Below are 24,483 nucleotides of genomic sequence, written 5' to 3' on the forward strand. Positions count from 1 at the left end.
CTTCCTTACAATTATTAGTTTATCTCATTCTAATGTAAGCGTTATCATAACAATGTCACTAGTACCTGTCACTTTTTACTAATAGCATTTTTATTGCTCACTAAGATTGCCACAGTAAAACTATAGCATGCCCTTTACTATGCGCAATTCTAAACTTATGAAACATATTTATTCGCAATTTATAATTAAGACTAGCTCAAGATTTAACTCGACCCAACCTAATTTTTATAAGAGTAAAAAAATAGAACTCGAAGCAGTATAACTTCTAAGCTCTGTATAAAATTATTTATCCAGCAACAAAAAATTGGCAAATAATCAAAGATTAATGTACTAAAGTTATTACTCACTAATCCAGAAAACCAAGTATATCTTTAACTGCTGTCCTTGCTTGAAACACTTAACTTGGGTCAGTTCCATAGTGTTTTATTCCAATAATCACACATAAGAAGTGTGCTATAGATCAGAAAAATTTGAATACTTTGCTATGAGTAATTCAAAGTTAGATGATGAACTTTAACTTATAGAACACGTTTACCTGGGATAAAAAAGAAACCAGATCAAAATTTAACTTTTGACCCAATCCCCGTTTCACTATAAATATGACAAATACGATTATTATTTTTAACCATCAAAAAACTACTTCATATAGTCCATAACAGATGTCTGCATTACTTTTGTACCCATTGCCAAAGTCGCTTGGTATGTTGCCATTTGGCTAGTATACTCAACATATTTCGAAGCAACATCTACATCTTGCTTGTCTGATAAGCTATCTGTCAAATTAGTATTTTCTGTCTCATTACGTGATTGTACAGAGGTTAGCCGGTTTTCAAGTGCTCCTAACTTAGATCTGACGTTAACGAAATTTTGGCGATAATCTTCGAATTTAGTCATTATGTCATTTGACAAAGAGGTAGTATCACCATTATTTAATGCTGTGACTAGATCATTGAAAAATGTTCCCAAATTCTTTGGCTCCGCCGTTGTTCCTGATTCATCTAAAAACTGACTCCCATCAGTTACCAAGCTAACAGTTGTTCCTTTAGACACCTCACGACTCAAATTATCCGTTGTTCCACTATACTTGATTCCCGTAATATCACCATTGTCATCTTTTTCAACTGAAAATGGTTGGGTCGTTGTATTTTGCCCTGCAAAAATATATTTACCACCATAATTTGTATTCAGTGAATCAACAATACTTTCAATATTTTGCTGAATTTCATCTTTATTTGCTTTAAATTCATCACTATCAGCTGTGCTATTGGCGGAGGACTGAATCAATGTTTTAATTCGCAACATCGCTGTATTAACATCACCTAAGGCCGAGTCTTGCGTTTTAGTCCATGTCAGTGAATCCGAAATAGTCGATGAATCACTCTCGTTTTGTGAAATCAAGTCCTTCAAATTCATTATTTGCGAAGCAGCAAGCGGATCATCCGAAGACTTGTTAACCAATTTAGAACTTGATAATTGGCTCATTGTATTCTGCACCTTATTAGAATTAATAGAAAGATTGGATAAAAAATCGCTATAGACCATACTGCTAGAAATTCTCATATTGCTCACGCTCCAGTATTATTAATTAAAGTATCCAACATTTCCGAGACAACTGATAACAAACGTGCATTTGCCTGAAAACCTTGTTGATACTTAATAATATTCGACATTTCTTCATTTAATGATACCCCCGAGACAGATGCGTCCTTTTCTTCAAGCTGTGTTAAGACACTCTGTTGTGCAGTTGCAGTGTTATCGGCTGATTGTTTAGAAATACCATTCTTAGTAACAGTATTATTGAACTCATTTGCAAAAGTCGACCCTGTTTGACTGCTGGTAAAGCTCATCGAAGTGCTGTCATATGTTGCAAGTTCTGTGTCAGAAACAGGGAAATCGAGTTTTGTGCCTGCTAATGCTGCAATTGCAGCAGCCTTAGTTCCATCCCCTGATGCAGTCGTCTTACCAGCACTGATACCTGTAACATTATTACTAACATCCGAGCTGAGTGTGATATTTGCTGCATAGTTATCTCCTGTTCCAAGATTAAAGAACCCTGTAGTACTTGAGGATCCGTTCGTATATACCATATTTGTTGTCTTAGCAATCGTTTCTGCAAAATCATTCAAATCTTGTAAACGATCCTGAGTTTCCCCGATTGCTGCTTGCAGACCGCCAATGGTTCCTGAAGAAACATTTAGTTTCTGATAATCTGTAGATTCGGCGGAGTTAGATAGTACGACCGTTCCCACTGCGTATTGGGTATCCGTCGTACCTACATCACTACTATCGCCCCCAACTGCTAACGTTGACCCGCTTGCAGTACTTGTAGTAACCACACTCAATGTTGACATATTTGTACTGGTCAATACATCTTGCCCATCAAGCTGAACAAACGCACGCCCATAATTATCAGTCGTAGTGGTTATATTGGCTAAGCCAGACAAATCCTTTAAGACCGAATCTCTTGTATCCAATAAATCATTAGGAGATTCACCTCTGCTAGACATATTGTAAATTTGCTCGTTCAAATTCTGCAGCTGTTCGACCTTATTATTGAAATCAAGCACATTCTTATTCACACTTTGGACTGTACTGCTGTTAAGACTACTAATATCATTTGCCATACTATTCAATGTATCTGCAAAAGTGCTAGCATTTTCCGCGACTAACGTTTTAGCAGTATCAGATTCTGGGTTATTGGAAAGCCCTGTCCAGCTGCTTGTCAGTGTTGATAATTGCGTCAGCAATCCATTATCAGAAGGTTCGTTGAAGACATTCTCCAAATCACCTAAGACATCTGACTTTTCTGTTGCAAATTGGTAATTAGAGTTGGCATTGCGAATCTGTCCACGAACAAAATCATCGACAATTCTTTCAACACCTGCTGATTTCACACCTGTACCAAGCGTTCCAACACCTGGAACCGTATATGCACTGTTTGTCTCTAGGTCGACTCGTTGACGAGAATATCCATCAGTACTGGTATTCGCGATATTGTGACTGCTCGTCTGCAGTGCAACCTGATTTGCACTTAATCCGCTCGTTGCATTATTTAATGTTCCAAACAACCCTGCCATTTTTATTACCTCTCAAATTTCTTCATCAACAAAGTTAGTACGCGGCTGCGCATATACTTGCGCGCCTTTCGAATACGTACCAGCCGGACTGCTAAGATTTTTTTTAACGGCCGTCATCAGCATCTCTTGATAACCAATTGCCTGTCTTGTAAGCAGCATGTTCTCCTCCTGCTGCGTCTTAATTACAGTAATCAATTCGCGTACCTTTTCAGAAATATTTCCTTGATAGCCTTCTAAGACCTTCACAAAGACTTCTTTTTCTGGCAGCAGATTTGTGAGACTCTCTCCGTCATCTTTAATTAGATAGTCCTTTTCTTTTTTTAACAGCTTAACAAAGTTTCCTAAATGCCGCTCAAATTCTTTTGTTTGCATACTAATCTTCCTTTTGCATGTCCACTTGCGCCATCATCCGTTTAGCAATATCATCTGCCGAAATCTTGTAATTCCCACTATTGATTGCACTCTTGAGACTTGCAACCTTCTTCAAGTCAATCTCAGGTTCAACCTGACCTTGCATTATCTGCTGTGCCCGCTCTGATAATTCAATACTTGTTGATTCTTCAGTTGAGTTCTTATTAGTTTGATTTTTACTTGCGGCTAACTGTGTATTTTTCGTGAACTTAGCAGCTTGATCGCCATATATATTATTGGTTCCTTGATAGCCTTCTATCTTCAAAATACCCAACTCCTTCCATAAAAAAGTATCATATATTTAATATCGGCACAACAAAAAAAAGTTAAACCACTTTCGTTTAACTTTTTTCAATCTATTTAAGACGATTTATTCTTTGCGTAGGTGATAAAATATTCGTAATTCTAATACCGAAGTTCTCATTGATTACGACAACCTCACCAGTTGCAATCGGCTTCCCATTAAGTAATATCTCAAGTGGCTCATCGGTTAAGCGGTCTAATTCAATAACAGATCCTGTCCCAAAAGATAATATATCACGCACTTTCTTCTCACTTCTGCCCAACACAACACTCAGGTTTAACGGCACATCCAATAATAAATCCAGGTTGTCACCTTCGGCCTTTCGTTCATCATTTAGTACCTGAAATTCTGGTTTGCTTACCTCAACAGTTTTCCCTACGGCAGGTTCTTCTTGCTGCGGAACTGCCTTTGTTGCTGATTTCTTGCTCACTTCAGCAACCGGCTCAACAGCAGTTTGCTCATCATTCCTAACTGTCGTTGCCTTATCGGAAAGCATTGCCTTTGAGATATCTTCCACCATATCCGCAGTGAAAATCTGCATAATTTCACTTTCAATTAAACCCTCAACGGATAATGAAAATGAAATGCGATATACATCAGCATTACTATCAAGATTATCATAGTGAACGGCTTCTGGATCTTCCCATAACTTGACATTTGGTGGTAAAATATCAACCTTACGGTTTATCATGGTTGCCATAGATGTCGATGCCGAACCAATCATTTGGTTCATTGCTTCCGCGACTGCGCTTAATTCCAAATCAGTAAACTGTTTATTTTCAGGCTTTCCGTCTCCTCCCATCATTAAATCTGCAATTACAATTGCATCTTTAACCTCAAGAAGTAATAGATTTGAACCAACTAATCCTTCCTTAAAACCTACGACAGTTGAAACCTTGGGTGTACTTATAGCATCTAAAATAGCACCAAACTTTGTCGCTTCTACTCTTGGAGTAGTTATGCTCACACGTTTATTTAAAATAGATGACAGGGTCGTTGCTGCCTGAGACATTGATATATTGCCTACTTCTCCAATAATATCTTGTTTTGTTTTCTCATCAATATCGCTTTTCACTTCAGTAGTATCATTTGTCGCTGCTCCTGCCATCATTGCATCAATTTCTTCTTGTGATAGACTGTCACTCATTGAGTCTCCCCCTCTAACTTGTCGATTAATTCTACAGCAATCTGATTATTTTTCTTACCTAATTTGACACTATAATACGGACTGCCTTCAACATATGAATCAAGCGGCTCGTTAATCTTACTACCTAGCTTCAAAATATCTCCTGGCTCTAAGTGCAGAAAGTTGGATAATTCCAGCTCCGACTCTCCAAGAACTACTTGTAAATCAAGACCAATATTGTTCATGCTCTCTTTTAACTTGCGTTCATCATTTGCACTATATTCCTGATTTGAGTCAAACCAGTTGTGAAAACTCAATTTATCTGTGAGTCCTTCAAAGAATACATATGGGACACAAATATTAATAAAGCTGTCAACCTCACCTATTCTAACAGTAAATGTTATCATCACAACTGGCTCATTTGGCGACATATTTTGAAGTAACTGTGGGTTACTATCCAACTCATCAAATTCAGTCTGTAATTCAATAATATCTTTCCAAACATTTTCATAAATTTTTGTCATCTCAACAACAATTTCCTTTAGAAGTGTCAATTCAATATCTGTAAAAGTATCCTTACCCTTTACAAAAACATTCTCTTGCTTGCCAATATCCACTCCTCCACAAAGCAGTTCCACTATCATCATACATAACTGTGGATTCATCTCTAGAATCTGAATTTCCTTTAACGGTTCAGAATGGAATAGACCTAACAAAGTAAATCGTGGAACCGAATGAATAAATTCATCATAACTGACCTGCTCAATAGATGCCAAATTAAGATTAATATTTGCCCGCAAGAGTGTTGAGAGAACATTACTACTGACCTTAGAAAAGTCTTCGAAAATCATGTGCAACGTATTGACATACTCTTTAGACAGCTTTGTCGGTCTTCTGAAATCATAGCTCTTTACTTTGAGTTCTTCTTCTTTTTCAATTTTTTCTTCTACGATTTCACCGTTGTTCATTGCGTTCAACAGAGAATCAATTTCTTGTTGTGTCAATACTTGATCCACTTTGATCCCTCACTTATCAAAAAATCAGTTGATTTATCTCTATAACACTTGCTACATTTTCCTCAACAGTTGTCGCACCAATATAATATTTCTTATCCGAAGTGCTTTCAAGTTGAATTTGTCCCTGTTCAATATCAATGACCTTCAACACTTCATCTATCAATAATCCTTTACGATTATCCTCGTTCTTCATTATCAAGATATTCATTTTCTTCTTAATTGGCGGTAAATCAATCAGTTCTGCCAACCCTATCACTGTCAAGACGCTGCCTCTCAAGTTTATCAATCCCTGTACCCACTTGGGTGCTAATGGTATTCCTGTTATCTCCACAGTATCTATTACTTCTTCAACGGACTCCGCTGAAACCATAAAATTCTGCTGGTTCATTTTGAAGAGAATCATTTGCACAGCCCAACATCTCCTAACGTTTAAGATAGTGCCTTGTCTAAAGCCTTGATAACTCGATCTGTATCAAAAGGCTTAACAATAAAGTCAACTGCTCCTGCTCGAATTGCTTCCATAACCATTCCCTGTTGCCCCATTGCACTGCACATTACAACTTTTGCATTACCATCAAAATTCTTAATTAATTTTAGAGATTCAATTCCATCAACTTCGGGCATAGTAATATCCATTGTAACTAAATCTGGTTTTGCAGCTTGATACTTGTCAAACGCATCTTGTCCATTTTCAGCTTCTTCTGCAACTTCATAACCATTTTTTTCTAGGATATCCCTCAATTTCATTCTCATAAAAACCGCATCATCAACGATTAAGACTCTTTTTGCCATTTTATTGCTCCTTTCAAACTCGTAAAGACTCTACCATTTTATTCAAAACACCCTGCTCTGGAATTAAAAATAACGATGAATCAATTTTTTCATCTGCATATATAAATTCGTTTCTCATAATCATTATTTGATCATCATAGTGTTCCAATGCTAAGTAAGAGCTACTGATAATAGCACCAAAATAATCTTCCTGTGTTCGTGGCACTGATGATTGTATTTCTGCATTCAATAATCCTTCAATCGCACTTAGAAAGGAGTTGGTTACTATGTTGGTTAATTCACTAATCGCTGATATTTCCAATTCATTTGATGTCGAGTTTCCACCCAACAATAACTTAACCAATTTTTTAATCGATTTATCCGGGATTATTAGAAGAAAGACCCCTTTGTAATCGCCCTTAAAATTACTAATAGTAGCATGGACCTCTTCGTCTTCAGCATACATTTCTTTGTATAGTTCATGATAACTTAAAAAACTGATTTCGGGAACATGCATATTGATTTTTTGGTTAATAAGTTTTGAAATACTTGTTGCTGCATTGCCGCCACCAATATTTATGATTTCTCTTATTGCATCTAATTCAATGTCAGTATATTCCATTAGCTTTCAACCGGCTTGCCTTGGCAAATAGCATTGACATCCAGAATAAGAGCAATTGAACCATTTCCAAAGATTGTTGCACCTTGAAACTTATTAAGTTTTTGAATAATGGTATCGATTTTCTTAATTACAATTTCTTGTTGCCCAATCAATTCATTCACCAATACTGCAAAATATTGCTTATCGCTTTTAACAACAATCGCAAATTGCTTGGCATTTTCTTCATTATTCAAACCTAAGACTTGGTCTACTCTAATGACCGGAATCAACCCCTCTTGGTACTCTACTACTTCCTTATCCATACTAGTAATTATTTCTTTTTCTTGGATTACAACAACTCGTTCAACAACGTCCAACGGAATTGCAAAACTTTCGTTAGCAACTCTTACCATCAATGCTTGAATAATTGACAACGTTAACGGCAACTTGATTAAGAATCTGGTACCAACATGGAGTTCGGTCTTCATCTCCAACGATCCACCCAAATCACTGATCTTGGCCATTACCGCATCTAAGCCTACACCGCGCCCAGAAATATTAGTAATTTTCTTAGCAGTTGAAAAACCTGGGTGAAAAATCAAATTAATTAATTCATCATCTGTCATCCCTGTTGTATCAATTCCCTTGCTCTCTGCACTTTCCTTCATGACCTGTGGATCAAGTCCCTTACCATCATCCTCGAGTGTAATATTGACCTGATTTCCCTCTTGATATGCAGATAGTTTGATTATGCCCTTTACTGGTTTACCATATTTCTGCCGAACTTCTGCACTCTCGATCCCATGGTCTGCCGAATTACGCAATAGATGAATTAGAGGTTCACTCAATTCTGAAACCACAGTCTTATCTAACTCGGTTTCTTCACCCTCAACTACCAGTTCCATATCCTTATCAAGCTCTCTCGCTAAATCCCTAACCATGCGGGGAAAGCGGCTGAAAACAACACTGACTTGCTGCATCCTAATTTTTAAGACCAAATCCTGCAATTCAGAAGTCAAACGTGAGACTTGTTCTAATGAATCTTTGACCTCAGTTGCATCATTTCTTTTGTTTGCATCATCCAGTTGGTTACGGTAAACAACCAATTCGGAGACTAAATTCAAGAATAGATCCAAACGTGATAAATCAACCCTGATTGACTGATTTCTTGCAGCACTTGGATGTTTGTTTGGTGTACTATTTTTCTTTTCTTTTGCTTTCATAGGTTTCTTTGGTGTATTTTCAGCTGGTTTAGCGATTGGCGCTTCTTCCGTAGTTTGTACCTGTTCTTTACCGTTCAAAACCTTTGTACTATCAAATTCTTCTACGATAAAGGTATCAATTTCGCTATTGCTATCAATATTTGCTTCAACTTGTTCCTTTGTACTCTTCGTCAAATAAATCAACTTGAAGTCAGTATCAAATTCACCATTTTCAAGTAAGTCAGCAGTAGGTTCCGTATAGATCACGTCGCCTTCTTGCTCCAGATGTTCGATTATCAAGAATGCACGTGGACCTTTAAGCATTGATTCTTTATCTATTCGAATTGCCACCGCAAATGCATTATATCCTTGTGACCTTGCTTTTTTTACAACATCAATATCTGCATCTTCACTGTTATTTAATCCTGTAGTGAGTTCTTCAGACTTACTGGTCGTATTGTGTACTTCCTCAGTCGTTGTGCCATTAACACTCTTTTCAACACCAATTAATTTCTTTAGTAACTCGCTAATCTGGTCTTCTGATAACTCCTGATCATTGCGCAAATCCTCTACCAATTGTGACAATTTATCCAAGCATTCAAATATCAACGATATGTATTCGCTTGTGACTTTTAATTTGCCAGATTTGAAAAAGTCAAAAAGGTTTTCCATCTTATGAGTTAACTTGGTCATTACATCGTAGCCCATTGTTGCAGACATTCCCTTTAAAGTGTGTGCTGCTCTAAAAATCTCATTGACTAAATCTATATTTTGGGGCTCGCTTTCCAATTCCAGAACATCATCATTTAATTTTTGAAGATTATCATCGCTTTCTTCAAAAAATAGATTACGGTATACACTATTGTCGTCCATTAATCAAATCTCCTTCCGCATTAGACTTTTCTATATATAAAAGTATCAACTTTTTCAAGATTGAACTTACTGGGCTCATTTATTGTTTCGGTTGCTCCTGTGAACAACAGTCCGCCTTTACTAAGTGCTTCGCTAAACTTTCGATAAACTTCGTCACGTGCCTCTAGCTTAAAATAAATAGTGACATTGCGACAAACTATTACTTGAACATTTTTAGGATATTTTGTTCCCAATAAATCCTGCTTTTCAAAAGAAACATATTTCTTAATCTCTTTGTTTACAGCATATCTATCGGGTCCAATTTCACTAAAGTACTTCAGCAAGTCACCGGGTTCGACCTTCGTTAACTCCGCTTTTGCATACTCACCTTGTCTCGCCCTTGCTAGAATATTATCATCAATATCAGTTGCAAGGATGCTAGTGTTTCTGACTTTGTTCTTATTCAAAATCATTGCTAACGAGTATGGCTCTGCACCCGTTGAACAAGCAGCACTCCAAAGCTTTATATGCTCGAATCGTGGAACCACTTCTTGCATAAAACAACGTTCGAATGTCTCAAATATCTCTTTATTTCTAAAAAAATCTGTGACATTGATTGTTATATGCTTTACGAATGCATTATATGCATCTCGGTCTTTCTCAAGAATGCGTGCATAGTCCTCAATCGTTTTTGCACCCGTAGAATTCATAATATTTGTTATTCTGCGTTGCATTTGTCTTTCTTTGTAATTATCTAAATCAATTCCTACATTTTCTTGTACCCATTTGTTGAAGAAAATAAAATTCTGTGTCATCTTCTCACCCAATCATCTGTTGCAGTCTCTGACATACTCCCTCTAAGCTTAAAACCTCATCGACAACCCCTGCCTCAATCGCACTACGTGGCATTCCAAAAATGACACTGCTCTGCTCATCTTGCGCAATTGTATGGCCTCCAAAATCTTTTATTCTGCTCATACCAATCGTTCCGTCTTTTCCCATTCCAGTTAAAACAATTCCTGCAAGCCGCTCTTTATAGGTATCTGCAGCTGAAATAAATAAATTATCAACAGCTGGTCTTGTCCCATTTTGTTTGGGTCCTTGATTCAAAGATATCTTGCCATTTCTGACTATCATATGAAAATCCCCTGGTGCAACATATATCTTAGGCTCAATCTTAAGTCCATCTTTTGCTTCAACAACTTCACTTTTACTTTCCTGATTCAGTCTTTCAGCAAATGATGTGGTAAAACCCTTAGGCATATGCTGGACTATTAATACCGGTATCTTTGTAGCAATATTTAGTGAACGGATTATTTTAAGCAGTGTCTTGGGTCCGCCAGTTGATGCACCAATTACCACAGCTCTGAGAGTACTAAAATCATTTTCAATTGTTTTTGCACCTACAAAAAGATTCACTTTACTAACAAAATCACTTCTTGTTTCACTATCAATTCCCCTAACCTTTGTTAAAAATTCCTCCAACCATTCATTTTCTAGACTCATTAAGTTGTTTGGCTTCTCAATAAAATCAGTGGCTCCTGTAGCTAAAGCTTCAATCGTATTCTCTTTTTTACTCAATGCACTCAAGATAATTACTGGAACATCATTAGTACGCCGAATGATTTTAAGTGCTTCTAATCCATTCATTGTTGGCATCTCAATGTCCATTAGCACCAAGTCATAATTATTCTGCTCAATCAATTCAATCGCTTGCTTACCGTTTCTTGCAGTATCCGTCACACGCAAGTCATTTTGCTTTTCGACAATGTCCGTAATTACTTTTCGCATGAATGCTGAATCATCAACAACTAAAATATTCATAAAATCCGTCTTTCTATATATACACGATTTCGTGGTTAACAATTCTCACCATTGTATTAAAATCCTTCAAGTCGACTATCATTGTTCTTCCACTATTTCCGCCAACATGTTCTGCAATAATTGGGATTTTTAAACTAGCTAAAGAACTCTTGACAGCTAACACATTGCGTTGCCCAATGCTCAAACCAGAACCATTATTGAAATTAAACATGTTAGCTCCACCAACAATTTTGGCAGTCAAATCTGCATTAGGTGATTTTTTCTTAATTTGTGAAACCATTTCTGGAATTGCTAAATTTGCAAATTTTGCATTATTAAGTATGCCTTTATTTTCAAATGGCACACTATCTGGAAGCATTATATGACTTAATCCACCGATTTTTGTCTTTTTATCATAGATAAGTGTCCCCACACAAGAACCTAAACCGACAGTTATCAATTTTTCTGTTTCCGTTCCTAACTTATATTCCGCAATCCCAACTTTTATTTCATTCCCTAGTACTGTCATCAAAAGTACCTTCTGACGCAGTCTCTTCAAGTGCATCCATTATTTGATCTTCTTGCCTGTTATTGAAAAGATATGCTAAATTAATTGAAATCACAATATCATCCTTGAGCTTCAAAAACTTGTCCACATAACCTCTTTTTAAATTTGCTTTTTCAATCTCGGTCTCATACTCTGTCTCAGTCAGTTCTGTAATCCCAACTATTTCCTCAATCAATAATCCTAGCGAATTATCTTGCCAATTGCACAAAATAACCTTAGAGCTTGGGCTGTCCTCAACTTTTTCACCAAAAAGCTTATTTTTAAAATCAATAATTGGCGCCATCGTATCATTATATTCGACTGCACCTAGCACATAGTCGGGTACCTCCGGAAGCACAATAAACTTTGGAGATTCTACTACTCTTTTCACTATGCTTACTGGCAATGCGAACATCTGCTCATGACTTTTAAATACAATATACTGATCCACCATCTAAAGCCATCTCCCTTAAATTAACCTTTTTAAAGTTTAAAACTATCCACTTGGAATTTCAGAACATCTGCAATATCTTCAATCTCTCTGACATTCTTTTCAAATTCCTTAACATTCAACTGAAGCTCCTCAATATTTGCAGTTACTTCTTGTGTTCCTGCCGATGTATCAGAAATGGCTGAAGAAATATTCTCCACTGAATGACCAACCATGTTTTTCTCTTCAATTACTGCTGATACATTTTTTTCGATTTTCTGAATACTATCAACAAATTTCTTGACTATGACTGAGATCTGTTCAGTTGAATTAATTGCTTGACCAATATAATTTGTTTGCTGTTCTCCACTCTCATATGAAATATTTAAAGAAGAGGCCATATGCTCTGATTTATTTCTGATCAGTGTGATTATCTCTCTAATATTCTTTGTTGACTCGCTACTTTGTTCTGCAAGACTTCTGACCTCTTCAGCTACAATCGCAAAGCCCCGTCCTGCTTCCCCTGCTCTTGCTGCTTCAATTGAGGCATTGAGTGCTAGGAGGTTTGTCTGTTCAGAAATATCCGTGATCAATGCAACAATATTGCCAATACTCTGAATATCCTTATTCATTTCATCCATTTCTGTAACTAATTGTGCTTGTGCCTTGCGCTCTTCTTCCCAGTTACTTGATACTTGAACCATCATGGTTGAGTTGCTCGAATTCGTCTCCTTTGATTCTTCAACATACCCATTCATTAATTCAATCTCACTGTATATTTTCTCTATTTTGTTAGAGAGTTCTTGCATGTCATTCGATGTCTGTTCGGCTTCTGCAGCCTGTGAACCTGAAGCTTCCGAAATGTTTCCCATTGTTGTTTTGACACCAGCAACTGAACTATTTGCATCCTCAAGAACCTTAACAAGATTTTGTGCCATTCCACTCATTTTTGTACTTTCACTTTTCATTCCAATGATTACGGCCATAAAAGTGTTCGCAAAGCTGTGCACATCATCTTTTATTTTAGAAATCGCTGGATCGTCTTTTTTTGATGGTGTCAGATCATCTAGGCTGGAGAAATCTCCTGAAACAACCTGATTGATTTTCTGATGGACATATTCAAGCTCTCTCTTATAAGGGTTTGCTGCAATATAATTCAAGGCAACACACAGAATCAGGTGCAACACCAATACAACTACTGCAAAAATAAAAAATTTAGTTCTGATCGCAGTATCGGTACTCCCGCTAACCAGCATTAAATAGGCAATAATTAATACAAGCAAGGTGAAAATAATTGGCTTAAATGCACCTATTTTCAACTTTACGGTTCTCTTAGGGACTTTCTTTAAACTTTTCTTGGTCATTACTTAATACCCCTTCCGACATGAACAACATATATTTAGATTCGAGCAAGATTAGTTAAAAACTTACGCAACTCTATACTTTTCATATCGGAAATTTATTGAAATTATTAAGACTTCATTACCAGATATACACGTCTTTATTATCAGGATATTTAGTGTATCCACCGCCTTGTTCGTCTCTAATCAATTCCCCACTGCTTAATTCGAGTACCCTTTCGCGCACCGTATTTACCATAGTACTATCATGCGTTGCCATAATGACTGTTGTCCCCATACTATTGATCTTAAAAAAAAGCTTCATTATTTCTAATGCAGCTTTTGAATCCAAGTTTGCTGTTGGTTCATCAGCCAGAACAATCGCTGGGTAATTGACAATTGCTCTAGCGATTGCTACTCTCTTTTGCTGACCAATTGATAATTCGTTAATTTTTCTATCACTCTTGTTGAGCATACCCACAACATCCAGGACATCATTTGTTCTCACCATTACCTCATTGTCATTAGCATCGCTCACAGCTGCAACACACACTGCAACATTCTCAAAGACTGTGCGTTTGGATAAGAACAAGTCATTTTGCATTACAATCCCCAGCTGTCTTCTTAAAAGATAGAGCTGCTTATGATTGATTCGGTTAACAAAAGTATTTCCTATCTTAATACTTCCAGAAGTTTGCTCTTCTTCACGATACAAAAGCTTCAGCAAGGTTGATTTTCCTGCTCCACTAGCACCAATTACATAGACAAATTCACCCTGCTTAATTGAAAAGTTAATATTTTGTAAAGCATGAATCTTCCCCTTATATATCTTTGAAACTTTTCTCGCTTCTATCAATTGATGTCTCACCTCTTACAATATTAATCGGCTAAGCGGTTAATTACCTCAAACATATCATCCGTTGACTGAAGTGCTTTGGCATTCATCTGATATGCTCTTTGGGTTGCAATCATGTCCGTCATCGAGCTTGCTAAATCAACAGTTGAAGTTTCCAAATACCCTTGCTTGACACTTGCATTTGTCATCACCTGCAATTGATTCTCATTCGTAACAGTATAATTATTATTGCCAACACTCACTAAATCTTCATTATTTTGCGGTAAATACATTCTTAGTTTTCCCACCGAAGTGCTGTTTCCATTGTTCACAATACTTATACTGCCATCGCTAGCAACACTCAAATCACCCTTGGGCCAATTCGTTTCAGGCACAGTTGCATCAACAGCCACTTTATTCCCACTTGCGTTCACCAACTGTCCAGTGCTATCGCGTTTAAAGCTACCATCACGTGTCAGCAATAATTCACCATTTTGCCCGTATACCCCAAAGAAACCTTGCCCTTGTATCGCAAAATCAGTTGCACTCCCAGTCTGTTGCAAGCTCCCTTGCGTGAAGTTAACTGATTCACCATTGACTGCTACTCCAGTATTTAAACCAAGATTTGTTCCAGATATTAGATTTGTTTCTTGCGTTGTTGTCTGATTATTGACTAACTCTTGAAAAGTCGTGTCCCTATTCTTATAGCCAACTGTATCTGAATTTGCAATATTATTTGCAATGTTGTCCATATTATTTTGTAAGCCATTCATCCCAGACTTATTAATCGCTAAAATACCCGAAATATTCATCTAAATCAACCTCTATGCCTTCCCTAAACTATTGACTGCCTTATCTAGCGTTTCATTGGTTGAACTCAAAACCTTTTGATTAGCTTCAAACTCTCTACCTGTTTGCATTAACGTTACCATTTCATCTGACATCGAAACATTCGACTGCTCCAAGTAACCTTGCATCACATTAGGATTCGTATCAACTTGCACATTTTGATTAGTCGTATAATAGCCGTTCCCTGCGTCCGTTAACTGCTGTTCATTAGCAATGCTTGCTATCCTAAAAGACGGATCATCACTTGCACTAACCGCCTGTCCATTCGTTCCCACAACTTGATAGCCTTCTTGCGTTGTATATTGATTTTGATTATTAAGCTTGAAATTTCCATTCCTTGTATATGCAAGTGAACCATCATTCATTCTAACTGTAAAATATCCATTGCTATTAATCGCAAAGTCGGTCGTTCTCCCAGTCTCTTTCATTGTGCCTTTGCTACTATCAATATAAGAACCATCAATAGCATTACCAAATGTAAATCCACCAATGTTTTGTCTTTCAGAAACTGTTGCGCCTCCTTGGTGATTTTCAAATTGCACCTCTTTTAATGTTGATTGGAATAGCTGTTTTGCCTGATACCCTGTTGTATTGACATTAGCGATATTTCCACTAGTATTTTCTTGCCTTTTGAGTAAAACATCTAGACTTTGCTCTATCGTATCTAACCCTCGTATCATGACAATTCATCCTCCATCGATAATTTTAGCTTTGCAATTACTTTCCCATGGATCTGCGAAACGCGCGCAATTGAAATATCTAAAATTGCAGCAATCTCCTTTAAAGTTGCTTCCTCCTTGTAGTACAAGCTCAAGATTAGTTGCTCACGCTCATTTAGCTTTCTTATACATCTTGTAAGAGCCATTTCACGTTCTTCTCCAATTAACTTTTGTTCAGCATTAGTTCCACTTTTGTCAGGAATAATATCTCCTAGCGAGATTCCCCCTTCTCCTTCTGTAGGGAAGATCGTTCCTTCAAGAGAAATACTAGCCAAATAATGAATGTTTTCATATATCTCATTCAATTGTGTAATGGATATTCCCATTTTTTCACAGATTTCACTGTCAGAGACTTCCCTTTTGTGATCCTGTTCGAGAACCTGTTTTGCCTTGCAAAAATCATTAATCGCAACCATCTTATATCTTGAGATTCTTGAATGTTTCCGAACTTCGTCAATAATTGCGCCCCTGATTCTGATTGCCGCATAGCTCTCAAAAGGAACTTTCTTCGTAGAATCAAACTTGTGTAAAGCATCGATCAAACCGATCACACCAATATTATAATAATCGCTATATTCATACTCAGTACTTTTAATCGGAACTCTTTTAGCAACTCTTTCAACTAAAGGAAGATATTTCAAGACTTCATCTTCAGTGCTAGTTTCATACATATTATCTCTATCCTCCCTCATCAAAAATTTTTAAACATTAATTGTTCCTACAGTTTCAATCGAAATTTCATTAGGGACTTCATTTAAAGACAAAATCGACATATTGGGAAAATTAAAGGAAACTAACTTTCGAAAGGCCAGTCTGATTTTGGGAGAAGTTAATACTACAAACTCAATATTCTTAAGTGTCAGTTCCTGCTGAATCTTGTTAATAGCTTCTAGAATTTGATTGACTGAATCTGGCTTCAACACCGGATATGAGCCAGTAGCCGTTTTTTGAATACTTTGCGTAATTAATTCCTCCACCTTCGGATGAATTGTTACTACTTTAATATTCTTTTGCTCATCAGCGTACTTAGCAGCAATTGTTCTTCTTAGCGCTTGTCTTACATATTCAGTTAATACCTCTGTATCTTTTGTAACTGATCCATAATCCGCCAAGGTTTCCAGAATTGTTGCCAAGTCATTAATTGGAATTTTTTCTTCCAATAAATTTTGTAAAACTTTTTCAACTTCTCCCAAGCGTAAAATATCCGGTATCAATTCATCTATTACGACATTATTCTGATCTTTTATTCCTTCTAATAACTTCTGAACCTCTTGTCTACCAAGAAGTTCTGGTGCATTACCAAAAATTATTTCTTTCAAATGTGTGGCAATTACTGTCAAAGGTTCAATGATCGTAAATCCCTGAACTTCAGCAGCTTCTTTGTCTTTTTGATCAATCCACATTGCATCAATACTAAATGCTGGTTCCTTTGTCGGAATACCCTTGAATGGGAACGGTTCATCATCTGGACTGATAATCATCAACTTATCTGCGTAAATCTGACCCGCTCCAACTTCGTTTCCTCTAATTTTAATAGAATAGTCATTCGACTCAAGATACAAGTTGTCTCGTATCCTGACTGGATGTACCAAGATTCCAAGTTCTCTGGCTGTTTGTTTGCGAATAGCAACTATTCTGCTCATTAAGCTGTTATCAATCGTACTGTCCACCAACGAAATCAATCCATAGCCAATTTCAATTGCAATGGGTTCAACCTGAAAAGAGGAGACCGACTCATCTTCTTCTTGTTCCTTTTTCTTGCGTTTCAACGCCAATTTCTGTTCTTCTTCTTTTTTTCTAATTGCTGTTTTTTGTTCTGTTTGTTTAATAACCATACTTGCAACAAACATTCCAATCCCAATAAATAAGAAAGGTAGGAAAGGAAAACCTGGCACTATTGCCAGTATCAACAAAATTACACCGACGATTCTAAATAAGATAGGATATCTTACGACATCAGACGAAATATCCAAACCAAAAGAACTATTGTTATCTGAACGAGTAACTATAATCCCAGATGCAATTGAAATCAACAGCGACGGAATCGCACTGACTAAGCCATCACCGATTGACAATTTCCCAAATTGAGCTAACGCATCGGTTATCGATAAATCACCTTTCATGGTAAAAATAATGGTCCCTGCTATCAGATTGATCAAGGTGATCATAATGCTTGCAATTGCATCACCTTTAACAAACTTGCTGGCTCCATCCATCGAACCATAAAAATCGGCTTCTCGTTGTAAATCCTTTCTGCGATTTCTAGCTTGTTCTTCATTTATTAACCCAGAATTCAAATCAGAATCAATCGCCATCTGTTTTCCTGGCATCGCATCAAGCGTAAATCTTGCAGAAACCTCAGAAACACGTCCTGCACCATTAGTCACAACCACTAGTTGTACAACCATAATAATAATGAATAAAATAATTCCAACAATATAATTACTGCCTGCCACAACATTGGCAAAGGCAGCAATTACATTTCCACCATTACCCTCAGTCAGTATTAAACGAGTTGAAGACATATTCAAACCAAGCTTGAACATTGTTGTAATTAATAACAATGTTGGGAAAGTCGTAAATTCTAGAACACTCTTAGTGAATAGTGTAATAAGTAAAATATTGATTGCAACTGCTAGGTTAATAACAATTAGTATATCCAATGCCATTGCGGGCAGCGGTATTATTATTAATCCGATAATACTGATTACTAAGAACGAAACAATCACATCAGCATAATTTAATGTTCTTTTCTTCTTAAGCCTCTTTTTACCCATTTATCTACTAATCCCCCAAAACTCAATCTAAATCTTATTTTTTTCTTTCTCTTCCAACTGGTAAACTAGTGCTACAATTGTTGCAACTGATTCATACATCTCTGCTGGTATAAATTCACCAGGTTCGACCTTAGCAAAGATGGCTCTGGCAACAGGCCTGTTCTCAATCATTGGTACATGCATTTTCTTGGCCTCTGCTTTCATTCGCTGTGCTAATTCATCCGCACCTTTTGCCAAAAGCAGTGGAATCCCTTCCTTTTGCGGATCATACTTGATTGCAATTGCATAATGCGTCGGATTTGTAACCATCACAGTTGCTTCCTTGACCTTTGAAATTGCATTGCGCGACATCGCCTGATACCTAGCTTTTCGCTGTGCCTTGACCTTTGGATCTCCTTCTTGTTGTTTGAATTCATCTTTAATTTCTTGCTTAGTCATTCGCAAGCTCTTATAGTGCGTATATCTTTGATACCCATAATCAAAAATTGCAACAACTACGAGAAAGAAAGATATTTTTTCAATTAATGACCTAGTAAAATCTAAGACAAAATAAAGTATTTTTTGAACTCCTACATCATTCAAATTAATTATTGTTGGAATTTCCGACATGAATTGCTGATAGCAGAGATAAATGATAATCCCTAACTTCGCAAGTGTTTTTGCCACATTAACCAATGATCTCAGACCTAGCATTTGTTTAAACCCATTAATCGGATTTAATTTTTTAAAATCGGGTTTTAGTGGCTTCCATGTAAACAACAATCCGACTTGCAGGATATTAATAAATGATCCAAGAAAAATACTGATCAGCATAAATGGGCTTGCTAGTAAAATTATCATTAGCACAGCTTGAACTGCTACTCGCGGCAGATCATTCATCTCGACCTTAAAATCTGCAATTTGTTCAAGCATTTGTGTCAAATAGGGTAAGAATTCCTTGAGAATAAATTCCCACAGAGGAAGAATGACAAATGCAAAAATTAATAAGGAGATCGCAATATTCAACTCCGGTGTTTTGGGAACTTCTCCTTTTTTCTTTGCATCCTTTAATCTTTTAGGAGTTGGTTTTTCTGTTTTCCCATCTTTGTCAGCCATCTTAATCTCCTATTTTACAGATTTTATGAACTCAAGCATGTCCCCTATTCCCTCAGAAAGGTTATTCCCCAAAAAGCTTGCCAAACTTGATAAAGCAAGTAAAAAAATTACAATACTAACAATTGTTTTTACAGAAAGACTCATCATTAGGATATTAATCTGTGGAATTGATCTTGAGATAACTCCCAACAAAATATCAATCACAAGTACAGCTACTACCATAGGTGCTGCCAGACTAACCGACATCTCGACCGTCTTCTCAAATAACTGAACAACCCCATCTACTGATGCTCCATTTATATTCTCAGTGCCTAGCGGAACAATCTTGAAAGAATTAATAACCCCATAAATCATTAGATTTTGTAAATCGAGCATAAAGAAGACGGAAACTGTCAACCAGTAATAAAGCTTACTGAACTGGGCAGATTGAACATCTGTCATAGTGTCATATGCTTGTGCCATAGAAAATCCCACTTGAAAATCAATCATCTGGCCTGCCATCATAACTCCGCTAAAAACAAGCTGGCTTAGATAACCCATTGCTAATCCAAAGAGGACTTCTTTGATGACCACTTCTCCCAAAAGTACCATGTTAGTAATTTCTTTATATTCTGTAATTGCAGGGTAGGCTGAAATCGCTAAGCTTCCTCCTACGACAAGTTTTGCAAAATTAGGAAAACCCTTCTGTGAAAAGATTGGACAAATCACGATAAATGACATCACCCTGCACAATAGAAGCGCTCCTACCTGAACCACGACCATTTGACCACCTCACAACTTTGAAATCATCTTGAATACATTCTTCGTAAATTCAAGAAGAATTGTTATCATGAAGTTGCCTGCCAAAATCAGAGTAATTAAAATCGCAACCAGCTTCGGTACAAAACTCAGGGTCTGCTCTTGAATCTGAGTAGTAGCCTGAAAGATACTAATTATTAGCCCAACTAACATTCCAATTCCAACTGCTGGACCTGAAATTAAAATAATCCTAATAAAAGCATCCCTAATAACCTGTAAAACTACTTCGATTGTCATAAAATCTACCTAACTCCCTAATAAAAACTCTTGATTAGTGACTCTACTAGTAAGTACCAGCCATCCACAAGTACAAACAACAGAATTTTAAACGGTAACGAAATCATGACTGGTGATAACATCACCATTCCCATTGACATCAAAATACTTGAGACTACCATATCGATAATCAAGAATGGGATAAACAACAGAAATCCTATACTAAAAGCTGTGCGCAGCTCACTAATCACAAAAGCTGGGGTAATTATCGTCAACGGTATATTTTTGTACTTTTTAGTATTAACTTTCTCTTTAGACACATCAACAAAAAGCTGGATATCCTTTTGTCTTGTCTGACCATACATGAATTCCTTTATTCGGTCCTCTGAGCGGTCAAATACCTGCTGCTGCGTTATCTCACTTTGGTTATACGGCTTGATTGCATCCTGGTAAATATCTGTATAAACCGGGCGCATTGTAAAAAATGTTAGGAATAAAGCTAGTCCAAGCAACACCTGGTTGGGTGGATTTTGCTGTGTTCCAAGTGCACTTCTTGCAAATGAAAGTACCATTATAATCCTCGTAAAAGACGTCATCATTACTAACAAGATCGGAGTAATCGATAACAAAGTCAACAAGATAAAGGTATTAACGGTAGTAGTAGAGCTTGAATTATTATTCAGTAAATTATTAACAGTCGACGTAATATCTTTGGTACTAATAGCAGAAACCGTAGTAGGAAATAGGAACAGTTTCCAAAAACAGATATTAATTACGGCTAACCCCATGGCAATTTTCTTCTTCATTATCTTTTCCTCTTCTTAAGCGCTTGAATCTTATCACTCATATCTTGAAGAATTTGTTTGAAATCCTTACTATTGTGCTCGCTGCTTTTAGCATTTTCCAACGAGTCCAACAATTGGGCCACTTCATAGTCATTCAATTCTTTCAAAATCTCATTATGGTTTTCTGAGAAACTCATCACATAGTAAGTATCGATAACTTGTACTATTCCAATAGAGGAGGTCTTACTCACTGCAATCTTTTGAATGATTCTAAAATTTTTTTTACTCTGATTAGTATATTTCCCCAGGGTTTTTAAACAAATATTAATCATGAAAATGATAATTATTAAAAAGACAATTGTTTTGAAAACCGTAATATATATATCCATCTTTTCCCTTTTCTATTGAATAACCAAATTTGTAATAAATACATCTTCTACTATCTTTGTTCCATACGCTTTATTAATAGTGTCCCGTAGTTGACTTTTTAATCCCGCAAGGCTATCTGAAGATCCTAGAATATCACTTGCCTTTTTTTGCCTAATAACATTTATAACACTGTCTCTGACAACTGCGACATTCTTCTTAACTTTGGTTTTCTGCTCTGAATTTGCGACTAAAAATGATAAGGTGATTTGGGCATATTGTGCATTATCCGATCCATCTTCATTAGTCAAATTAATCACAAATTTTTTAACAGGCACTAACTGCTGCTTCCCCGAAACAACTGTCTTAGCATGGTGCTTAACTGTCTCTTTTTTCGAACCTAATGCACTCATTATCTTTGGTGTAACGACTGTCCCAACTACTCCACCGCTTGTTGCCACCACAAGTAATATCAACACCCACAAAATCCATTTTTTCCCTTTTTTTCCCTTTTTTTCACTTTTTTCTTTTGCCATGAGTGACTATCTACATCTCCTTATTAATGGCGTTTAAGTTCTGTGACTCCACAAGAATTTCTTTCCGATATTCTATTATTAATTTTTTTATTTCAATTGCTTTATTCTTTACAATTATATTTCTATCATCCGTAAGCGTAATTATTGTATCCGGAGTTTCTTCGATTTTAAAAATTAAATCTGCATTCAGGAAAAATGTTTTTCCATTTAGACCTACTAATTCAATCAACCCTTGTCCTCCTTATTATTAATCAAGCATTCGTTATTATGATTGCTTCAAGTTAATTAATGTTTGTAACATTTCATCTGATGTAGTAATCGTTTTTGCATTTGCTTGGTATGCCCTATTCGCAACAATCATTTCCGTGAATTCACTAGATAAATCGACATTAGACATCTCTAGTTCACCTGACACCAAAGTTCCTGTGCCTGTATCCCCAGGATTTGATATGATAACCGCCCCCGAGTTCGATGAAACTGCAAAGTTGTTACCCCCAACATTTTCAAGCCCTGCGGCATTATTAAAGGTTGCCAAGGAAACCTTGCCCAACACGAAATTCTGACTACCATATTTACCAATAACAAGACCACTCTGATCAACCGACACAGAATCATAATTAAGCGTCTGACCATTAACTGTAATGGTGCTTGGAATTGTTAATGCGGATAGGCTTCCAGAAGCCGCAAGTGCATTATCTGTATTAGTTCCGTCTGTATATTCTGTTAGTGGGGTCGTCGCTGCTCGGCCCATAACTTTAAATCCATCACTCGTTGTTAAATTCCCCTGATTATCCCTGGAAAATGCGCCGTCTCTTGTATACAGGTTCTCGCCCTTCTCGTTTTGAGCGATGAAATATCCACCACCATTTATATAAAAGTCAAGTGTTCGTCCCGTTGATTGGGGTGAACCTGTCGAAGTATCTTTATCTATCGAACCAGCTTGAACCCCAAGTCCGATTTGCTTCGCATTTGTACCACCTAAATTATTAGATGCAGATGATGCAGTGGACATATTTTGACTCATTAAGTCTTCAAAAATAACACGACTTGATTTAAAACCCATTGTATTTACATTAGCAATATTATCCGAGATTACATCCATCTTTGTTTGAAAACCTTTCATACCACTAACACCAGAATAAAGCGATTTTAACATTTAAAATTCCTCCTATAGGTTAATCTCTCCTCAATCAGTCAGAGAGTTAATTAGGCTTCCTTATAAGGTCCAGCCTATTATTTTACAAATTTTGTACTATCTATGTTTGTAACTGTATTTATCTCATTGACATTCATTGCAGTAATAATCGTTCTATTTTGAACATTTGCTATTAACCCCATATCTTTATATAACAGCAATGAGTCCTTGCTGCCTTTTTCATCCAGTTCGTTCATAGCCTGCCCAATATGGGAAAGGTCACTATTTTGCAGATCCAAATTACGTGCACTCAACCTTTGACGTGCATGCTTTGAAATCTTCACTTGTTCCTGTTTATCTGCAAGTATTTTTGAAAAGTCTTCATTATTTTTACTGGAATTATTTACGTGAACTTCGTTATTTATCCCCTTGGAACTATTACTAATTCCATTAATTTGTTGTATCATTATCCACTTCCGTTAACGCACCCATCTCGTATTCATCTCCATTTACCACAAGAGTTGCATAACCATTTGAAAATTTAACTTTATCCACTTTTCCGCTCACCGTTGTGCCCCCATCGGTTAACTTTACATTTTTTCCTAATAACGAAAATGCTTCGTTTTGCTGCATTCCCATAACCGTAGTGGTTAGGCTTTTCCCAATATTATTTAACTGATCTAATGATGCAAACTGTGCCATTTGTGAGACGTAATCTGTCCCGCTACTGCTACCACTCGATGAATCACTATCAATTGATGGATTCTGCATTGCAGCAGACATGATTTTCAAGAAATCATCCATTGATAAGCTCGTCTTACTTGTTGAACCGCTATATTCCGTTGATATTCCTACTGACGGAATGGCTTGTGTATAGTCATAACTCATGAAC

30 protein-coding genes are annotated in these 24,483 nt (G+C 36.7%); all 30 read right to left on the minus strand.

The window, feature by feature from the left end:
• Positions 1-636: 636 nt before the first annotated feature.
• Positions 637-1,560 carry a flagellar hook-associated protein FlgL gene (gene flgL, locus ABF682_RS01915; protein WP_415618837.1) on the minus strand — a complete coding sequence of 308 codons (924 nt, stop codon included), beginning with the start codon at positions 1,558-1,560 and terminating at the stop codon, positions 637-639.
• A gap of 5 nt (positions 1,561-1,565) precedes the next feature.
• Complete coding sequence (gene flgK, locus ABF682_RS01920) at positions 1,566-3,077, minus strand: flagellar hook-associated protein FlgK (RefSeq protein WP_289979994.1); 1,512 nt, start codon at positions 3,075-3,077, stop codon at positions 1,566-1,568.
• A gap of 12 nt (positions 3,078-3,089) precedes the next feature.
• Positions 3,090-3,449 (minus strand): flagella synthesis protein, encoded by a 360-nt coding sequence (locus ABF682_RS01925; protein WP_289979995.1) that lies wholly within the window; start codon positions 3,447-3,449, stop codon positions 3,090-3,092.
• 1 nt (position 3,450) lies between these two features.
• On the minus strand, positions 3,451-3,753 hold the full coding sequence (gene flgM, locus ABF682_RS01930; protein ID WP_415618838.1) for a flagellar biosynthesis anti-sigma factor FlgM: 303 nt from the start codon (positions 3,751-3,753) through the stop codon (positions 3,451-3,453).
• A 91-nt stretch (positions 3,754-3,844) separates the two neighbouring features.
• Complete coding sequence (fliY, locus tag ABF682_RS01935) at positions 3,845-4,939, minus strand: flagellar motor switch phosphatase FliY (protein ID WP_415618839.1); 1,095 nt, start codon at positions 4,937-4,939, stop codon at positions 3,845-3,847.
• Positions 4,936-5,934 (minus strand): flagellar motor switch protein FliM, encoded by a 999-nt coding sequence (gene fliM / locus ABF682_RS01940; protein WP_415618840.1) that lies wholly within the window; start codon positions 5,932-5,934, stop codon positions 4,936-4,938. The genes fliY and fliM overlap by 4 nt, the downstream gene beginning before the upstream one ends.
• 16 nt (positions 5,935-5,950) lie before the next feature.
• A complete protein-coding gene (locus ABF682_RS01945; protein ID WP_289980000.1) occupies positions 5,951-6,343 on the minus strand; it encodes a chemotaxis protein CheW in 393 nt (130 codons plus the stop codon).
• A gap of 20 nt (positions 6,344-6,363) precedes the next feature.
• Complete coding sequence (locus ABF682_RS01950) at positions 6,364-6,726, minus strand: response regulator (RefSeq protein ID WP_289980001.1); 363 nt, start codon at positions 6,724-6,726, stop codon at positions 6,364-6,366.
• 13 nt (positions 6,727-6,739) lie between these two features.
• A complete protein-coding gene (locus ABF682_RS01955; protein WP_289980003.1) occupies positions 6,740-7,327 on the minus strand; it encodes a chemotaxis protein CheC in 588 nt (195 codons plus the stop codon).
• Positions 7,327-9,381, minus strand: coding sequence for a chemotaxis protein CheW (locus tag ABF682_RS01960; RefSeq protein WP_415618841.1), 2,055 nt, complete (start codon positions 9,379-9,381; stop codon positions 7,327-7,329). The genes ABF682_RS01955 and ABF682_RS01960 overlap by 1 nt, the downstream gene beginning before the upstream one ends.
• Before the next feature lie 20 nt (positions 9,382-9,401).
• Positions 9,402-10,175: a CheR family methyltransferase gene (locus ABF682_RS01965; RefSeq protein WP_289980006.1), complete on the minus strand. Its 774-nt coding sequence runs from the start codon at positions 10,173-10,175 to the stop codon at positions 9,402-9,404.
• A 4-nt stretch (positions 10,176-10,179) separates the two neighbouring features.
• Positions 10,180-11,184 carry a chemotaxis-specific protein-glutamate methyltransferase CheB gene (gene cheB / locus ABF682_RS01970; protein WP_289980010.1) on the minus strand — a complete coding sequence of 335 codons (1,005 nt, stop codon included), beginning with the start codon at positions 11,182-11,184 and terminating at the stop codon, positions 10,180-10,182.
• 13 nt (positions 11,185-11,197) lie between these two features.
• Positions 11,198-11,692 (minus strand): chemotaxis protein CheD, encoded by a 495-nt coding sequence (locus ABF682_RS01975; protein WP_289980012.1) that lies wholly within the window; start codon positions 11,690-11,692, stop codon positions 11,198-11,200.
• A complete protein-coding gene (locus tag ABF682_RS01980; protein ID WP_415618868.1) occupies positions 11,673-12,101 on the minus strand; it encodes a chemotaxis protein CheW in 429 nt (142 codons plus the stop codon). The genes ABF682_RS01975 and ABF682_RS01980 overlap by 20 nt, the downstream gene beginning before the upstream one ends.
• A 92-nt stretch (positions 12,102-12,193) precedes the next feature.
• Complete coding sequence (locus tag ABF682_RS01985; RefSeq protein ID WP_415618842.1) at positions 12,194-13,504, minus strand: methyl-accepting chemotaxis protein; 1,311 nt, start codon at positions 13,502-13,504, stop codon at positions 12,194-12,196.
• Positions 13,505-13,622: 118 nt separating this feature from the next.
• Positions 13,623-14,336 carry a cell division ATP-binding protein FtsE gene (locus ABF682_RS01990; RefSeq protein ID WP_415618843.1) on the minus strand — a complete coding sequence of 238 codons (714 nt, stop codon included), beginning with the start codon at positions 14,334-14,336 and terminating at the stop codon, positions 13,623-13,625.
• A gap of 23 nt (positions 14,337-14,359) precedes the next feature.
• Positions 14,360-15,127, minus strand: coding sequence for a flagellar hook-basal body protein (locus ABF682_RS01995; RefSeq protein WP_415618844.1), 768 nt, complete (start codon positions 15,125-15,127; stop codon positions 14,360-14,362).
• Between the two features lie 12 nt (positions 15,128-15,139).
• Positions 15,140-15,844, minus strand: a complete 705-nt coding sequence (locus ABF682_RS02000) for a flagellar hook-basal body protein (RefSeq protein WP_415618845.1) — start codon at positions 15,842-15,844, stop codon at positions 15,140-15,142.
• Complete coding sequence (locus ABF682_RS02005; RefSeq protein ID WP_415618846.1) at positions 15,841-16,554, minus strand: sigma-70 family RNA polymerase sigma factor; 714 nt, start codon at positions 16,552-16,554, stop codon at positions 15,841-15,843. Before ABF682_RS02005 ends, ABF682_RS02000 begins: the two co-directional genes overlap by 4 nt.
• 30 nt (positions 16,555-16,584) lie before the next feature.
• On the minus strand, positions 16,585-18,660 hold the full coding sequence (gene flhA / locus ABF682_RS02010; protein WP_289980022.1) for a flagellar biosynthesis protein FlhA: 2,076 nt from the start codon (positions 18,658-18,660) through the stop codon (positions 16,585-16,587).
• Between the two features lie 27 nt (positions 18,661-18,687).
• Positions 18,688-19,755 (minus strand): flagellar biosynthesis protein FlhB, encoded by a 1,068-nt coding sequence (locus ABF682_RS02015; RefSeq protein ID WP_415618847.1) that lies wholly within the window; start codon positions 19,753-19,755, stop codon positions 18,688-18,690.
• Between the two features lie 9 nt (positions 19,756-19,764).
• Positions 19,765-20,517, minus strand: a complete 753-nt coding sequence (locus ABF682_RS02020) for a flagellar biosynthetic protein FliR (RefSeq protein ID WP_415618848.1) — start codon at positions 20,515-20,517, stop codon at positions 19,765-19,767.
• A gap of 9 nt (positions 20,518-20,526) precedes the next feature.
• Positions 20,527-20,790: a flagellar biosynthesis protein FliQ gene (gene fliQ / locus ABF682_RS02025; RefSeq protein WP_415618849.1), complete on the minus strand. Its 264-nt coding sequence runs from the start codon at positions 20,788-20,790 to the stop codon at positions 20,527-20,529.
• 17 nt (positions 20,791-20,807) lie between these two features.
• Positions 20,808-21,575, minus strand: a complete 768-nt coding sequence (fliP, locus tag ABF682_RS02030; protein ID WP_415618850.1) for a flagellar type III secretion system pore protein FliP — start codon at positions 21,573-21,575, stop codon at positions 20,808-20,810.
• Entirely contained in the window at positions 21,575-21,943 is a 369-nt protein-coding gene (locus ABF682_RS02035; protein WP_415618851.1) for a flagellar biosynthetic protein FliO, read from the minus strand. The genes fliP and ABF682_RS02035 overlap by 1 nt, the downstream gene beginning before the upstream one ends.
• 12 nt (positions 21,944-21,955) lie before the next feature.
• Positions 21,956-22,456, minus strand: coding sequence for a flagellar basal body-associated protein FliL (fliL, locus tag ABF682_RS02040; protein ID WP_415618852.1), 501 nt, complete (start codon positions 22,454-22,456; stop codon positions 21,956-21,958).
• A gap of 10 nt (positions 22,457-22,466) precedes the next feature.
• Entirely contained in the window at positions 22,467-22,685 is a 219-nt protein-coding gene (locus ABF682_RS02045; RefSeq protein ID WP_289980029.1) for a flagellar FlbD family protein, read from the minus strand.
• A 36-nt stretch (positions 22,686-22,721) separates the two neighbouring features.
• Positions 22,722-23,612, minus strand: coding sequence for a flagellar hook-basal body complex protein (locus ABF682_RS02050; protein ID WP_415618853.1), 891 nt, complete (start codon positions 23,610-23,612; stop codon positions 22,722-22,724).
• A gap of 77 nt (positions 23,613-23,689) precedes the next feature.
• Positions 23,690-24,058 (minus strand): flagellar protein, encoded by a 369-nt coding sequence (locus tag ABF682_RS02055; RefSeq protein ID WP_289980033.1) that lies wholly within the window; start codon positions 24,056-24,058, stop codon positions 23,690-23,692.
• Entirely contained in the window at positions 24,042-24,479 is a 438-nt protein-coding gene (locus tag ABF682_RS02060) for a flagellar hook capping FlgD N-terminal domain-containing protein (protein WP_289980035.1), read from the minus strand. The genes ABF682_RS02055 and ABF682_RS02060 overlap by 17 nt, the downstream gene beginning before the upstream one ends.
• Positions 24,480-24,483: the final 4 nt, after the last annotated feature.

The sequence above is a fragment of the Liquorilactobacillus sp. genome (assembly GCF_047719775.1).
Lineage (GTDB): Bacteria > Bacillota > Bacilli > Lactobacillales > Lactobacillaceae > Liquorilactobacillus.

What these genes read in the sequence shown, in the direction of transcription:
- ABF682_RS01925 (WP_289979995.1), bottom strand. Translation starts at nt 3,449, where the DNA reads ATGCAAACAAAAGAATTTGAGCGGCATTTAGGAAACTTTGTTAAGCTG.
- cheB (WP_289980010.1), bottom strand. Translation starts at nt 11,184, where the DNA reads ATGAATATTTTAGTTGTTGATGATTCAGCATTCATGCGAAAAGTAATT.
- ABF682_RS02050 (WP_415618853.1), bottom strand. Translation starts at nt 23,612, where the DNA reads ATGTTAAAATCGCTTTATTCTGGTGTTAGTGGTATGAAAGGTTTTCAA.
- fliP (WP_415618850.1), bottom strand. Translation starts at nt 21,575, where the DNA reads ATGAAGAAGAAAATTGCCATGGGGTTAGCCGTAATTAATATCTGTTTT.
- flgK (WP_289979994.1), bottom strand. Translation starts at nt 3,077, where the DNA reads ATGGCAGGGTTGTTTGGAACATTAAATAATGCAACGAGCGGATTAAGT.
- ABF682_RS01950 (WP_289980001.1), bottom strand. Translation starts at nt 6,726, where the DNA reads ATGGCAAAAAGAGTCTTAATCGTTGATGATGCGGTTTTTATGAGAATG.
- fliL (WP_415618852.1), bottom strand. Translation starts at nt 22,456, where the DNA reads ATGGCAAAAGAAAAAAGTGAAAAAAAGGGAAAAAAAGGGAAAAAATGG.
- ABF682_RS01975 (WP_289980012.1), bottom strand. Translation starts at nt 11,692, where the DNA reads ATGACAGTACTAGGGAATGAAATAAAAGTTGGGATTGCGGAATATAAG.
- ABF682_RS02020 (WP_415618848.1), bottom strand. Translation starts at nt 20,517, where the DNA reads ATGGTCGTGGTTCAGGTAGGAGCGCTTCTATTGTGCAGGGTGATGTCA.
- ABF682_RS02060 (WP_289980035.1), bottom strand. Translation starts at nt 24,479, where the DNA reads ATGAGTTATGACTATACACAAGCCATTCCGTCAGTAGGAATATCAACG.
- ABF682_RS02035 (WP_415618851.1), bottom strand. Translation starts at nt 21,943, where the DNA reads ATGGATATATATATTACGGTTTTCAAAACAATTGTCTTTTTAATAATT.
- ABF682_RS01955 (WP_289980003.1), bottom strand. Translation starts at nt 7,327, where the DNA reads ATGGAATATACTGACATTGAATTAGATGCAATAAGAGAAATCATAAAT.
- ABF682_RS01995 (WP_415618844.1), bottom strand. Translation starts at nt 15,127, where the DNA reads ATGAATATTTCGGGTATTTTAGCGATTAATAAGTCTGGGATGAATGGC.
- fliY (WP_415618839.1), bottom strand. Translation starts at nt 4,939, where the DNA reads ATGAGTGACAGTCTATCACAAGAAGAAATTGATGCAATGATGGCAGGA.
- flgL (WP_415618837.1), bottom strand. Translation starts at nt 1,560, where the DNA reads ATGAGAATTTCTAGCAGTATGGTCTATAGCGATTTTTTATCCAATCTT.
- ABF682_RS01985 (WP_415618842.1), bottom strand. Translation starts at nt 13,504, where the DNA reads ATGACCAAGAAAAGTTTAAAGAAAGTCCCTAAGAGAACCGTAAAGTTG.
- ABF682_RS02015 (WP_415618847.1), bottom strand. Translation starts at nt 19,755, where the DNA reads ATGGCTGACAAAGATGGGAAAACAGAAAAACCAACTCCTAAAAGATTA.
- ABF682_RS02055 (WP_289980033.1), bottom strand. Translation starts at nt 24,058, where the DNA reads ATGATACAACAAATTAATGGAATTAGTAATAGTTCCAAGGGGATAAAT.
- ABF682_RS01965 (WP_289980006.1), bottom strand. Translation starts at nt 10,175, where the DNA reads ATGACACAGAATTTTATTTTCTTCAACAAATGGGTACAAGAAAATGTA.
- flhA (WP_289980022.1), bottom strand. Translation starts at nt 18,660, where the DNA reads ATGGGTAAAAAGAGGCTTAAGAAGAAAAGAACATTAAATTATGCTGAT.
- ABF682_RS02005 (WP_415618846.1), bottom strand. Translation starts at nt 16,554, where the DNA reads ATGTATGAAACTAGCACTGAAGATGAAGTCTTGAAATATCTTCCTTTA.
- ABF682_RS02000 (WP_415618845.1), bottom strand. Translation starts at nt 15,844, where the DNA reads ATGATACGAGGGTTAGATACGATAGAGCAAAGTCTAGATGTTTTACTC.
- fliQ (WP_415618849.1), bottom strand. Translation starts at nt 20,790, where the DNA reads ATGACAATCGAAGTAGTTTTACAGGTTATTAGGGATGCTTTTATTAGG.
- ABF682_RS01960 (WP_415618841.1), bottom strand. Translation starts at nt 9,381, where the DNA reads ATGGACGACAATAGTGTATACCGTAATCTATTTTTTGAAGAAAGCGAT.